Origin of the sequence: Gracilibacillus xinjiangensis (assembly GCF_042651765.1) — a bacterium.
Classification (GTDB): domain Bacteria; phylum Bacillota; class Bacilli; order Bacillales; family Amphibacillaceae; genus Gracilibacillus; species Gracilibacillus xinjiangensis.
This window is the reverse complement of record NZ_JBHSDT010000001.1, coordinates 172,109-185,800: the sequence shown is the minus strand read 5'-3', so window position 1 is coordinate 185,800 and position 13,692 is coordinate 172,109. Positions and strand designations below refer to the sequence as shown.

Sequence of the window (13,692 nt, the reverse complement as noted above, 5' to 3'; positions counted from 1 at the left end):
CTTGTTTAAAGTTACTTTTCAGGGGGAACGGGAGACGTATGAAGGTAATTCCATGACTTGGTGTACCTTTAATCTTTTCATTAACAGAAGAAAGGATGGGTCTGGTGAAGGCAGTAACTTTTCAAGAGAAGAAACGTGTGGAAGTGAAAGATGTTCAAGCACCGTCTATTCAGCAAAAAGATGATATGATTGTACGAATAACAGCCAGCGGGATTTGTGGCTCTGACTTACACCTGTATAATGGAGGGTTTCCTTTGCCGGAAGGTTATATCATTGGGCACGAACCGATGGGAATTGTTGAAGAAACAGGGCCTGATGTCAAAACTTTAAAAAAAGGAGATCGGGTAGTTATTCCCTTTAATGTAAGCTGTGGTCATTGCTATTATTGCAATAATCAGATGGAAAGCCAGTGTGATAACTCCAATCCTCATGGAGAAATCGGAGGTCTTTTTGGTTACTCAAAAGCTAATGGGAATTATCCTGGTGGACAAGCAGAATATCTGCGTGTGCCTTACGCAGATTTTTCCTCATTTAAGGTTCCTGAAAGCAGTGAACTTGATGATGAAAGTGTTCTGTTCCTCTCCGATGTAATTCCAACCGCTTATTGGAGCGTAGAAAATAGTGGTGTCAAAACAGGGGATACTGTCATTGTTCTTGGGGCAGGTCCTGTCGGTCTTATGGTGCAAAAATTTGCCTGGTTAAAAGGGGCTGAACGGGTCATTGCCGTTGACCAAGTTGAACACCGACTCGAACATGCGAAGAAAGCGAATAATGTAGAAACCTATAACTTTAAAGAAAATAAAGAAATTGGCAGTCTTCTGCATGAAGAGACAAAAGGAGGCGCTGATATAGTTATTGACTGTGTTGGTATGGATGGAACAGTGCCACCTGATACTACTTTCGGTTCCGAAGGAGAAAATCAGTTTGGTACGATAAGCCCTATTATTACTGCTTCTCAAGCAGTTAGAAAATTTGGTGTCGTTCAATTAACAGGGGTATACGGAACGGAAGCTAATAATTTCCCTCTTGGCGACTTTTTTACACGAAATGTTGCACTCACAATGGGGCAGGCTCCTGTCATTCATATGATGCCAGCACTATATAAGATGGTTGAAAATAAATTGATCGATCCAACAGACATTATTACACATTCGTTGCCACTTACAGAAGCAGCGGAAGCATATCGTATTTTTGATAATAAAGAAGATGGCAACATTAAAACGATATTAAAACCATAGAGTGAAAAGGAAGAATGACTGGCGTTAGGCCTCTGACCTGACGCCATACATACCTTATAACTTAAAGTTAGAAAATGAAGGACTAAGGAGAATATAACCTAAATAATATTATCCAAAAATTACTTGCTATTCCAGACTCTATCTGATATACTAAAGAAGAATTATTTTTGTTCGGTCTCTGTTTGAGAGGAAAAAAGAAGTTTTACACTTTTCACCTTTTATCAAAATTGAGCAATGATAGTATTAAACAGTGGAAATATCCACGCAGGAGGAAACAACATATGCAACAAGGTACAGTTAAATGGTTTAACGCGGATAAAGGTTTCGGTTTTATCGAAGTAGATGGCGGCGAGGACTTATTCGTGCATTTCTCAGCTATTCAAGGTGATGGGTTTAAAACTTTAGAAGAAGGTCAAACAGTAACATTTGATACAGAAGAAGGTCAACGCGGACCTCAAGCGACTAACGTTCATAAAGCATAATGATTAAAGGGCTCTATAATAGGGTCCTTTTTCTTTTTTTGCAGTACTTATGAAATTTTAATTCCCCTGCTAAAGTTTACTAAGAAGAAGAATCTTAAAAAATGAATAGAATTTTATTAGCGTGGACTGTTTAGCGAACTTCTTTCAAATGAATACGATTAATTATCTCCGTACATCTTATAAATAAAACAAATATAAATGAGGTTAAGAAATGAATGAAAGTAATTTTGAAAATTATCAGTTAAGTAATGAAGTAAAAAGAGCACTGGATGTATTAAAGTACAATCAACCGACAAAGGTACAGAGAGAAGTCATTCCCCAAGTATTAGAGAACAAGGATTTAATTGTGAAATCACAAACTGGAAGTGGGAAGACTGCTGCTTTTGCCATCCCAATTTGTGAAAAAGTAGTCTGGGAAGATAATAAACCCCAGGCATTGGTGTTAACACCAACTAGAGAGCTTGCTGTACAAGTTCGTGAAGATATTACCAACATCGGCAGATTTAAGCGAGTAAAAGCATTGGCTATATATGGCAGGGAACCATTTTCTATCCAGAAGGATGAACTGAAACAGAAAACACATGTAGTTATTGGTACCCCTGGACGTGTAATGGATCATATTGAGCAAGGTACATTAGACTTAGAACAGATAAAATATCTTGTCATTGATGAAGCAGATGAGATGTTAAGAATGGGTTTTATTGATGAGGTAGAAGCTATCATTAAACAAGTGCCACCAAACAGAGTAACCATGCTGTACTCTGCTACTCTGCCAAAAGAAATTGAAAAACTCTGCCAAAAATATATGAAAAATCCGATTAATGTAGAGATTACAACTGAAGTTACAACAGACAATATTCTGCACAGCATGTTTAGAGTCAAAAAAGATTCAAAAATGGATTTGCTAAAAGATATCACTATTGTTGAGAATCCGGATAGTTGTATTATTTTTTGCAATACTCAGGATCAAGTGAATGAAGTGATGACTGAGTTGCAACAATCGAATTACTCTTGTGAAGCGATTCACGGTGGATTGGAACAAGAGAAGCGTTTTAGTGTAATGGAAGGCTTTAAGTCTGGCGATTTTCGATATCTTGTAGCAACAGATGTAGCAGCCCGAGGAATAGATGTAGATAATGTCTCACTTGTTATCAATTACGATGTACCAATGGAAAAGGAAAGTTATGTACACAGAACAGGAAGAACAGGACGAGCTGGTAATAAAGGGAAGGCTATTACCTTCGTAACTAATTCTGGAGAAAAGTATCTGAAATCCATTGAAAAATATATTGGATTTGAACTCCATACTAGAGAAATACCTTCAGAAGAAGAAATTAAAAAGGCTAAACCAGCCTTTGATGAAAAAATGTCAGAACGGCGGATTGTGAAAAACAATAAAACTGCAAGAATTAATCAAGATATTATGAAACTTCATTTTAATGGTGGCAAAAAGAAGAAAATCCGAGCGGTTGATCTTGTCGGTACAATCTCCAACATTGAAAATGTAACAGCAGAGGATATAGGGATTATTACAATTAAAGATAATTGGTCCTATGTTGATATTCTTAATGGAAAAGGTTCGTTAGTTTTGGAAGCAATGGAACATACGACTGTTAAAGGTAAAAAGATAAAAGTGAGTAAGGCGAAAAAATAGAGTTCCGGTCTTTTACACTATGTATTGTTGGAACTCAGATATCATTCCAAACAAAACAAATGGAGTCTCTTTATTAAAAAGGTATCTGCGTAGGATACCTTTTTTCATGTTATAGAATGAATAAAAATAGGCAGAAAACCTTTTCAACGAAAAATACGGCTTGACTAGTAAAAAATAGAAAGATAAACTAAATATTCTAATACCATAGTACCAAGCATTATGGATTATGGTACTACGGTAGTTAACTCATAACAGAAGAATACTTTACCAATTAAGTCATAATAGAAGCAGGGTCCTTATTAGGGATTACCTGCTTTTCTTCAGTTGGTTAAATATAATAATTTGATAAAAGAAGAAAGGAAGTCATCATTGATTAAAGTTGTTATAGTAGACGAGGCTATATTGCTTTCAGAACAAAAGCATTTATTTGATACATTAAGAAACTTGTCATCTAATAGAGAAGAACACAGAGAGTTAACTATAAAAGCAAAAAAAAGCACTTACTTTGTAAGGTTCGAGGATATTTTCTTTATTGAAAAGGCAGATCGGAAATCGATCATTCATACTGTTGATGGTACATATCAAACAAATAAGTCGCTTTTATATTATGAAAGAAATCTTGATAATCGGTTTATGTTAGCTCATCGCTCCTTCCTTATTAATTTAGAACTAGTCAATCAGATAGAAGCTATTGGACAATCAAATATAGCCCATTTTCGTGGATATAAATTAACTGCAAAAATTTCTAAATATAAACTAAATGATGTGGAAGAGCTTAAAAGAAAAAATACCTATAAAAAATCTTCTTATGATTAAAAGAAGGTTTTTTATTTTCTTGTACTGGTAGGACAGGTTGTTTGTCTTAAAGTATGTATTTTGGTGCTGAATGGACAAAAAGGAGTCATAAAAGGAATTGGACAAGTTAGGTATAAATACTTATGATGGTTTAGATTGTTTTTATGGTTTAGTATAAAAGTTCTGTTCTGCATAACCCTTTTGGAGTCAGTCAAAATATCTCCTTATATATATCAGAGGGGGGAATTGCAAAGTATGGGAATTATTTTATTTCAGTATAAATAATAGGGAAAGAGAAGAATCTGGGGGATGAAAAATGAAAAAAAGAAATTATTTAGTAAAATTTAAGAATTGGAAGTTAAAAACAAAGCTGTTTGTGTCATTTTTGGTAATCTTATTCGTACCAAGTATGGTAATTGGGGTAAGCTCCTACAATGAGGCACAGAATGTGCTGGGAAATTACATCCTGGATTCAGCTAAACAAAATATCAATCAACTAAATGATGAAATTAATGACATATTTACTCCTAAAATACAAGACATAAGTTATCTGGCTGATTCGGTAAATCGTGAGAAATTCGAGGAAAATGTACGAATTTCTAGAGAGTTGAAACAATACAAGGAACTTCGTCCGGAGGTATCGCTTGTCTATATAGGTACAGATAATGGTGATATAATGTTGGAACCAGCACAACAACTCCCAGGCGATTTTGATCCTAGAGACCAATCTTGGTATAAAGATGCTTTCAATAACGAAGGGAAAGCGATCATTACTGAACCTTATTTAGATATAGCAACGCAGGAAATAGTAATTACAATTGCTCAAACAATCCAGGATGGTTCCGGCGTAGTAGCGATGGATATTAGCCTTGCCGAATTAACAAGTATCACTGATAAGATTAAAGTGGGAGAAGAAGGGTATGTCTTCTTACTAGATGCAAGTAACCAATACCTTGTTCACCCAACAGAAGAAACAGGAATTGTACCAACAGACGAATGGACAACCACAGTTTTTAATGAGGATGCTGGTCATTTTAATTACTTATTTAATGGGGAGAAGAAAGAAATGGTATTTTCAACCAATGAATTGACTGGTTGGAAGATTTCAGGAACCATGTACACGAGTGAATTAGAAGAAGCTGCAGAGGAGATCTTAATTACCACTATCCTTGTAATTGCGGGAACCTTAATTATCGGTCTGTTGATTGTATGGTTTATTATTCGTTCGATATCACAGCCTCTACGATCTTTAACCAGCAGTGTGAAAAAGATTAGTGAAGGAGATTTAACGGAAACATTGACAGTTGAATCGAAGGATGAAGTCGGACAACTAGTTTCCGGTGTTAAGGAAATGCAAAACAGTCTCAGAAAGATAATTCAAAGTGTTGCCACGGCATCAGAAAACTTAACAGGTCAAAGTGAAGAATTAACGCACTCAGCGCATGAAGTTAAAACAGGAACACAGCAAATAGCAACAACTATGCAAGAATTGGCTTCTGGATCTGAAACACAAGCAAATAATGCTAGTGACCTTTCATCCGTAATGGATACATTTGCTGAACAAATGCAAGAAGCTAATTATAACGGAGAAGAGGTTTACAAATCATCAAATGATATGCTGGTTATAACAGAGGAAGGAAATCAACTAATGGAAACATCTGTTAAACAGATGGCTTCAATTGACCAGATTGTAAAATCAGCTGTTAAAAAAGTACAAAAGCTGGACCATCAATCACAAGAAATCACAAAGTTAGTATCTGTTATTAAAGATATTTCGGAACAAACAAACCTCCTGGCATTAAATGCAGCAATTGAGGCTGCACGTGCTGGTGAACATGGAAAAGGCTTTGCCGTTGTCGCTGATGAAGTTCGTAAACTTGCGGAACAGGTCGGTGAATCTGTTTCAGATATTACGAAGATCGTAGAGAATATTCAAATAGAATCAAATGGTGTTGTTGAATCCCTTCAAGGAGGATATCAAGAAGTAGAAAAAGGATCCGATAAAATTAGAACTACAGGTAAAGCTTTCACTAATATTAATCAATCAGCAGAACAAATGGTAGAAAAGATAAGAACAGTTATTGACCGTTTAGCTACGATGACATCTAATAGCCAAGAAATGAATGCAGCTATAGAAGAAATTGCCTCAGTTTCTGAGGAGTCTGCAGCTGGTGTGGAACAGACTGCTGCATCAGCACAGCAAGCTAGCGGCTCAATGGAAGAAGTAGCCGATAGTTCCGACCGACTTGCAAAATTAGCTGAAGAACTGAATGGTATGATTAGTCGATTTAAATTGTAATAGATTAGGTAAACTAAACAGGATAGTCGGTACTAAATAGCTGGCTATCCTATTTAATAATCATAAAAAATTGTTAAATATGTCTTAATAAGTCAACAAAAGACACAGCCATTCTGACTTTTTTGCTTCTCACTTACAGGATTACCAAATATGTTTAAAAAAGAAAAAATGTGAAATGCTATCTGTGTATGGAGGGAATTAGTTTTATACAGGAGGAATTATTCATGGATAAAAGAATGAATTACGGCAGTGATTTCAAGTCCATTCCAGCTACGTCTATCAGCAGCGGATCCGGGATAAGTGTTTTGCCTGATTTGTATTGTCACACCATTCAAATAGTTAATATACATTTAGTTGGAAACCCTAACAGTGGCGATTTTATCTTAGTAGACGCCGGGATGCCAAATTCTGCGGATGAAATTATATCAGTTACTGAAGAACGATTTGGAAAGAACAGTCGCCCTAAAGCGATTATATTAACACACGGACACTTTGATCATGTTGGAGCAATTATTGAGTTAATTAATCACTGGAAGGTGCCCGTATATGCCCACGAATTAGAATTACCTTTCTTAACTGGTTTAAAGCGTTATCCTGAACCAGATTCATCTGTTGAAGGTGGGATGGTTGCCAAAATGTCAAAGATGTTTCCAAACGAACCTGTTAATTTAGGAGACAATGTAGAAAAACTTCCAGCAGACGGAAGTATCCCTTATATGCCGGATTTTAGCTGGGTACACACACCGGGTCATTCTCCCGGTCATATCTCCTTATTTAGGGAAAAGGATAGATCGTTGATTGCAGGTGACGCTTTCGTTACAGTAAAGCAAGACGAACTGTATAAGGTGCTGACACAGAAACAAGAAATAAACGGACCACCAAGATATCTGACAACAGATTGGATCGCTGCGAAGAATTCAGTTAGTAAACTTGCAGCATTAAAGCCGTTAGTTGCTGCAACGGGGCATGGATTGCCAATGACAGGTGATTTATTATCAGACAGCATGGAGAAACTAGTACGTGAATTTGATAATATTGCCATTCCCGATCATGGGAAATATATTGATTAAATTAATTCACAACTCTATTAGAAGTATGTACTAAAAAGTAAAGAGTATTACTCAGTAATTTGAGACATGGATCCGGTATACAATTGGGTCCATTCTTTTTTCATTCTCGACATTTTAATGGTATAGCTTCAAAAGCCAATTGGAAATGTTTAATATATTGCGAGTTATAATTGATAGAAAGTTCCTATTGTACTCATTGTTTCTGAAAAAAGCAGATTTTGTTTAAAGAAATATATTGAGCGTTCCCTTTCATAAGTGCGGATAGTATATTATAATTACTTATAATTAAAGTACTTATGTAAAGTGGGTTTTTATGTTTTCTGGAGGTAATGATGTTGGTGACGATAAAAGAAATTGCTAAGATGGCTGATGTTTCGCGATCTACGGTTTCACGCGTTTTAAATAATTCTGGTTATGTGAGTGTTGAATCCCGGAAGCGTGTGGAAAAGGTGATTGAAAAAACAGGATATGTGCCAAGTGAACAGGCTAAATCGCTGCGAACAAAAAGGACGAAAATAATCGGTGTTATTTTACCCACAATTCAAACAGAAACTCCTAGCAGAATTGTTACAGGACTAGGGAAAGAATTATCACTACATGGTTACCAAATTTTATTGGCTAATACAAATCTGGATAAAGAAAAAGAAATGGAATATTTTGATTTATTAAAGGTCAGACAGGTAGATGGTATTGTTCTTATTGCCACTAACATTAAAAGTGAATTGATCAACAAGATTAAAGAAACACGGATTCCCTTTGTGATGGTTGGTCAGGAGGCGGAAGAAATATCCCATGTTACTAATAATGATTATCATGCAGCTAGAGATATAACCAGATTTTTAATTGAAAAAGGCCATGATAAAATAGGTTTTATTGGGGTGGATGAAACCGATCGGGCTGTAGGTTATTGGCGCAAAAAGGGATTTCTGGATGAAATGGCAGCCAATGGCTTAAAGGTCGAAGAAAGCTGGGTACAACAAGGAATTTTTGATATTGATTCTGGATATGAATCAATGAGAAAAATCTTAATGAATTCATTACAACAGCCTACTGCAACATTTGCGGTAACAGACCGTTTAGCAATTGGGGCTATGAGCTATTTAAAACAGCAACAGAAACGGATTCCAGAGGATATGGCTATTGTTGGAGTTGGTGCTTCGGAAATGTCAAAATATCTAGAACCGCCGTTAACAACCATTGATTATCAAAATGAGAAGGCAGGAGAGAAAGCTGCAAAACAATTGATCGCTTTGATTAATTCGGAACCTGTCGAGGAAAAGATTGTTATAGATTATAAACTGATTATTCGAGATAGTGTATAACAACTTTGCACGAATCTTTGAATTGTTATTGATTCTAGTATTTCCGGGAGAGTTTAAAAGATGATCTTATAAAAATGGTTCCGATTTTTCTAATGATGATCGGAACCACCTTATCTATTTTAGCATTATTTGTACCTGCCTCTTCTCATGTATTATCAATGGAAATTTTCAGAAATCAGGATCGCTGAATGAAATTTTCAAACGCAATCGAACTATTTTTACTAAATCGCTGTTTTCTTGTTACTAACCATAAGTTCCTTTTAAATTCAACATCTTTGATTTTTGCTTCGCATAATAGACCTTGTTCCAGCTCACGAGTAACGGTCAGGCTTGAGACAATACTCACTCCAAGATTGGCTTCAACAGCACTTTTAATAGCTTGTGTACTTCCGAGATCCATGTAGCTTTCAATTTTATCAAGTATTTGATACTCCTTTAAAAAGTTTTCTATGATTAAGCGCGTTCCAGATGTTGGCTCTCGCCACAACATTCTCTCATTTGCTAACTCCTCCATCGTAATCGTGTCACGATCTTTCCAAGGATGGTCAGGGGAGTGAATCAGTATCAACTCATCCTCTGCAATATTTTCAGTCTGTAATTCTTTGTCAGTGATAATTCCTTCAACCAATGCAAGATCTATACCACCATTTATTAAGGTTTCTAACACACGTGAAGTATTCTCTACTAAGAGCGATACGTTTATATCAGGCATTTTCTTTTTGAACTGGCCTAAAAGCCGAGGTAGCCAATACTCACCTATTGTCAGGCTTGCTCCTACTTTTAACGATTCATGATAACCTTTATTGTTTAACTCAACAGCCTCCTTTGAACGTTTAAAGTCATCAACAATTGACTTAGCAAACGGGTACAAAATTTTACCGTTTTCTGTTAAAGTTAATCGCCCATCTTTCCGGTCGAACAGTAATGCATTATATATACTTTCTAACTGATGTATTTGTTTGGTGACGGCTGGCTGTGACACATAGGATAGTTTGGCTGCCTGGTTAACACTGCCTACATCAACTACCAGGCAGAACATTTTCAGTGTCTCGATATTCATTTATGTTTCCTCCTTAAAATTAAAACGATGAAACATGTTGCAGTTATTTATGGGGATATATCTCATAAATTTTTCTGCCTCTACATTAGTATATATTAAGTGTAGGAGAATTCAGGAGAAAATACCATTAAAAACAAGCACCCATCACAATATTATATAAATTTAGACAGATAATGATCAGGATACTAATATTAAAGACTTTTTCCACTTGCATATTGGTTAGCTTCATTACAAAGTTTGAACCAATAATTCCGCCAAGAACTCCACCTGGAACCATATAAAAAAGCATGGACAAGTCAGAATTTCCATAGCCTGTAGTGAATGCAATTAGCACTAATGCAGACAACTGCGAGAAGAAGATAATAAAGATGGAATTAATTCCAGCTTCTTTAATAGTCATTGAGAAAAGCAGGCATAAGACGGCTATATTTAGTGGCCCGCCACCAATGCCAAGGAATGCTGATAGAAATCCTAGAGAAAAGCCTACACCTAATATCATTATCTTGTTTTCTATAATAAAAGATATTAATTTGTGTTTCTTTTTAAAATAAATATAGATTAATATTAGAACCATGCCTAATATTGCTGACTGGATAATCGCTGTTATAGTTGGGATATTAAGCGATATTGTTATCAGGTTAAAGATTGCTTTTCCCGCAATCCCTCCTAATATAGAACCTGCAGCAATTACAGAACTGGTAACCTTATTAATTTTAATGTCTTTATTTGTACTGCATTTAAATAATGAGACGGTTGCCATCGATAAAACAGTTGCAGCAGATAATATCCCTATCGTAGGTAAATCAAAATGTGCGAACAGGTCTAATACTGGTTTTATAATAACCCCGCCACCTAGACCAGCAATTGCTCCAAGAGTAGAGGCAAAAAGGCCGATAATAAAATATAATATAGACATACAATCAACTCCGGTGTTCTAATCTTTAAATTAATCGTAGCAAACAATTAGAAAAAGCGAAAATAGCGTTTTTTAATAGGGTATAACGAAAAGGTATAGGAGTAGGTTAGAAGGCAAGAGTAGAGAAAGGCGAGATCTATAATATATAGAGTTGAAATGAAAAACATGATTTACTTTATAACAATAACAAGACATACTCCATCACATTCTAGAGTATGTCTTAGACACTTCGAACATATTCATACATCCGCAACACATCGAAATCCCAAATTGCCAGTAGAACTATCTATCGTGTTAGCGCTTCTTGCAGCAACCCGGTAACGATTGCAGTAAGATTTATGGCACAGATACGAACCGCCACGCATTACCTTAGGTGTCTGAATATCTATTTTATTTGATGTTGAAACATTACTTTTAGCAAACCAATTTGAACACCATTCCCAGACATTCCCTGACATATTGTAAAGACCATAGCCGTTAGGGGGGAAACTCTTAGCAGGAGCCGTACTTAAATAGCCATCTTCTAAGGTATTATGATCAGGAAACTTCCCTTGCCATATGTTGCAGTAATGTTCTCCTTCAGGGGTTAATTCGTTACCCCATGGATAATTCTTTTGTTCAAGCCCCCCTCGAGCAGCATATTCCCACTCAGCTTCTGTTGGAAGCCGTTTACCAGCCCAGTTACAAAAAGCCATAGCATCATTCCATGATACATGAACTACAGGATGATCCAACCGATCTTCAATTGTTGTTCCTGGTCCTTCAGGTTGAAACCAATATGCACCGTCTACCGCAAACCACCACGGCGTACCTGGGACCTGGCGTTCTATCTTAATGTGAGATTTATTAAGAAATTTATAAAATACAAATGACCAGCCAAAGGCCTCTGCTTCTGTCTTGTATCCGGTTTCGATAACGAATTGTTTAAATTCTTGATTTGTAACTGTATAGGAATCAATATAGAAAGAATCAACCTTTACTCTTCTAACTGGTCCTTCTCCATCTGTCTTAAAACCTTCTTCGTCATTCGTTCCCATTAAATATTCACCACCAGAAAGGAAAACCATCTTCTCTTTTAATTTTAATAGTTTTTCGCTATGTTTATTACTTTCTGCTCTCCCTTCACTTTCTCTTATAGAACTTGGCCGATTTACAGAGCAACAGGATGAGTTTTTGAGTTCTTTATTCACTGGTACCCCCCCTTTTTTCGAACAGATTGAATTTCCAGTTAATTATACCATTTAATTAGAAGCAGGATATAAATGATGATCCATCTTCGTCTGAAGCAGGAACATTCTGTTAGCAGATTTTATCTTTCTAAGAAGGAAGATTTCTTTCTATTAAGATTGGTAGCAATACAATAGAAATTTGTTTAGTGCTCACATTTTATGAAAAACCTAGACGATCTTCTCTAATCTCTTCAAAATAAAGCGGCGTATAGTTAGGGAAGTATTTATAAATAATAGAATTAATCAATTTGAAAAAGGAGATGCATCTATGTCTAATACAATTCCTCGTGAAGAAGGGATGGACAATACCTTAAGTCTGTTACGGGAAGGTTACAAGTATATTTTAAATAGGCGCCGCAGTTTTGATTCGAATGTTTTTGAAACCCGTTTGCTAGGGAAAAAAGCTATCTGTTTGGGCGGAAAGGAAGCTGCGGAACTTTTTTATGATTCAGAGAAATTCAAAAGGGAGAGTGCAGCACCTAATCGCGTAGTGCAAACATTGATGGGCAAAAAGGCGATTCAAACATTAGATGGAGAAATGCATAAATATCGTAAGGAAATGTTTATGTCGCTTATGTCCTCCGATAACGTTGAAAGATTAAAAAAAATAGTAAAAGAACAGTGGGTGGCTTCTGCGGAGAGATGGGAACAGAAGAACCAGATTATTCTTTATGAAGAGGTTCAGCAAATATTGTGCATAGCTGCTTGCCGGTGGGCAGGAGTACAAGTGCAAGAAGATGAATTAAAAGTACTAGCAAATGATTTAGAGGCATTGTATGAGTCACCTGCAGCATTGGGACCAGATCACTGGAGAGGAAGAAATGCAAGAAACCGTGTTGAAAAGCTGGTACAAGAACTTGTCGGAATGGTAAGAGATGGAGAAATTCAGCCATCTGAACATACTGCTCTATATAAGTTTACATGGCAGCGTAATTTAGATGGGGAATTATTAGACACGGAAACAGTTGCAGTGGAAGTTATTAATATTTTGCGGCCGATTGTAGCGATTTCTGTGTATATTAATTTTACTGTTTTGGCTTTGCACCATTATCCAGAAGAAAGAAAAAAACTTGCAGCAGATGATGGAAAATATGCGCATATGTTTATTCAGGAAGTCCGCCGGTATTATCCGTTTTTTCCTTTTGTTGCGGCACGCGTAAAACAGGATTTTATTTGGAAAGACTATAAGTTTGAAGAAAATACATTAACATTTCTTGATTTATATGGAACTAACCATGATCCTGAAGTATGGGAAAACCCTGACCTGTTTAATCCTCAACGGTTTGAGGATTGGGAAGGAAGTCCCTTCGGGTTTATACCTCAAGGTGGCGGTGAATATGGAATGGGACATCGATGTGCAGGTGAGTGGGTCACTATCGAAGTGATGAAAGAGAGTCTGGATTATCTAATGAACGGAATAGATTATGATATGCCTAACCAGGACTTAATGTACAGTATGACCAGTATACCAAGTATTCCTCATAGTAAGGTCATTATCCAAAACATAAAGAGGTTATAAACCCTGCAGTTTTACACCGGGCTTGCTTAACTAATCGATTCCACGGATGATAATTCCCCTGTGGCTCGGTACTACAGGGGTTTCTGCACTTTAGGAAGATAATATCTA

General features: G+C 36.3%; 11 protein-coding genes. 8 read left to right on the top strand and 3 right to left on the bottom strand.

Annotated elements, in window-relative coordinates; translation table 11 throughout:
* Positions 1-104: 104 nt before the first annotated feature.
* The 7 genes from ACFOY7_RS00865 (at position 105) to ACFOY7_RS00835 (ending at position 8,860) form a co-directional block, all read left to right on the top strand.
* Entirely contained in the window at positions 105-1,238 is a 1,134-nt protein-coding gene (locus tag ACFOY7_RS00865; RefSeq protein WP_390248435.1) for an alcohol dehydrogenase catalytic domain-containing protein, read from the top strand.
* A gap of 281 nt (positions 1,239-1,519) precedes the next feature.
* Complete coding sequence (locus tag ACFOY7_RS00860; RefSeq protein WP_390248433.1) at positions 1,520-1,720, top strand: cold-shock protein; 201 nt, start codon at positions 1,520-1,522, stop codon at positions 1,718-1,720.
* A 211-nt stretch (positions 1,721-1,931) separates the two neighbouring features.
* Positions 1,932-3,374 carry a DEAD/DEAH box helicase gene (locus ACFOY7_RS00855; protein WP_390248431.1) on the top strand — a complete coding sequence of 481 codons (1,443 nt, stop codon included), beginning with the start codon at positions 1,932-1,934 and terminating at the stop codon, positions 3,372-3,374.
* A 369-nt stretch (positions 3,375-3,743) separates the two neighbouring features.
* On the top strand, positions 3,744-4,190 hold the full coding sequence (locus tag ACFOY7_RS00850; protein ID WP_390248429.1) for a LytR/AlgR family response regulator transcription factor: 447 nt from the start codon (positions 3,744-3,746) through the stop codon (positions 4,188-4,190).
* A 295-nt stretch (positions 4,191-4,485) separates the two neighbouring features.
* On the top strand, positions 4,486-6,468 hold the full coding sequence (locus ACFOY7_RS00845; RefSeq protein WP_390248427.1) for a methyl-accepting chemotaxis protein: 1,983 nt from the start codon (positions 4,486-4,488) through the stop codon (positions 6,466-6,468).
* Positions 6,469-6,692: 224 nt separating this feature from the next.
* On the top strand, positions 6,693-7,538 hold the full coding sequence (locus tag ACFOY7_RS00840; RefSeq protein ID WP_390248425.1) for an MBL fold metallo-hydrolase: 846 nt from the start codon (positions 6,693-6,695) through the stop codon (positions 7,536-7,538).
* A 335-nt stretch (positions 7,539-7,873) separates the two neighbouring features.
* Positions 7,874-8,860 (top strand): LacI family DNA-binding transcriptional regulator, encoded by a 987-nt coding sequence (locus tag ACFOY7_RS00835; RefSeq protein ID WP_390248423.1) that lies wholly within the window; start codon positions 7,874-7,876, stop codon positions 8,858-8,860.
* Between the two features lie 175 nt (positions 8,861-9,035).
* On the opposite strand, the gene ACFOY7_RS00830 is transcribed toward ACFOY7_RS00835, so the two are convergent.
* From ACFOY7_RS00830 to ACFOY7_RS00820, 3 genes are all read right to left on the bottom strand, one after another.
* Positions 9,036-9,920: a LysR family transcriptional regulator gene (locus ACFOY7_RS00830; RefSeq protein ID WP_390248421.1), complete on the bottom strand. Its 885-nt coding sequence runs from the start codon at positions 9,918-9,920 to the stop codon at positions 9,036-9,038.
* Between the two features lie 127 nt (positions 9,921-10,047).
* Positions 10,048-10,836: a sulfite exporter TauE/SafE family protein gene (locus tag ACFOY7_RS00825; RefSeq protein ID WP_390248419.1), complete on the bottom strand. Its 789-nt coding sequence runs from the start codon at positions 10,834-10,836 to the stop codon at positions 10,048-10,050.
* A 239-nt stretch (positions 10,837-11,075) separates the two neighbouring features.
* Complete coding sequence (locus ACFOY7_RS00820; RefSeq protein ID WP_390248417.1) at positions 11,076-12,026, bottom strand: formylglycine-generating enzyme family protein; 951 nt, start codon at positions 12,024-12,026, stop codon at positions 11,076-11,078.
* A 307-nt stretch (positions 12,027-12,333) separates the two neighbouring features.
* Between ACFOY7_RS00820 and ACFOY7_RS00815 the strand changes: the two genes are divergently transcribed.
* Positions 12,334-13,584 carry a cytochrome P450 gene (locus tag ACFOY7_RS00815; RefSeq protein WP_390248415.1) on the top strand — a complete coding sequence of 417 codons (1,251 nt, stop codon included), beginning with the start codon at positions 12,334-12,336 and terminating at the stop codon, positions 13,582-13,584.
* The last annotated feature ends 108 nt before the right edge of the window (positions 13,585-13,692 follow it).

Bases quoted from the DNA above. Each gene is read 5' to 3' on its own strand.
- ACFOY7_RS00860 (WP_390248433.1), top strand. From the start codon at position 1,520: ATGCAACAAGGTACAGTTAAATGGTTTAACGCGGATAAAGGTTTCGGT.
- ACFOY7_RS00855 (WP_390248431.1), top strand. From the start codon at position 1,932: ATGAATGAAAGTAATTTTGAAAATTATCAGTTAAGTAATGAAGTAAAA.
- ACFOY7_RS00845 (WP_390248427.1), top strand. From the start codon at position 4,486: ATGAAAAAAAGAAATTATTTAGTAAAATTTAAGAATTGGAAGTTAAAA.
- ACFOY7_RS00840 (WP_390248425.1), top strand. From the start codon at position 6,693: ATGGATAAAAGAATGAATTACGGCAGTGATTTCAAGTCCATTCCAGCT.
- ACFOY7_RS00830 (WP_390248421.1), bottom strand. From the start codon at position 9,920: ATGAATATCGAGACACTGAAAATGTTCTGCCTGGTAGTTGATGTAGGC.
- ACFOY7_RS00825 (WP_390248419.1), bottom strand. From the start codon at position 10,836: ATGTCTATATTATATTTTATTATCGGCCTTTTTGCCTCTACTCTTGGA.
- ACFOY7_RS00815 (WP_390248415.1), top strand. From the start codon at position 12,334: ATGTCTAATACAATTCCTCGTGAAGAAGGGATGGACAATACCTTAAGT.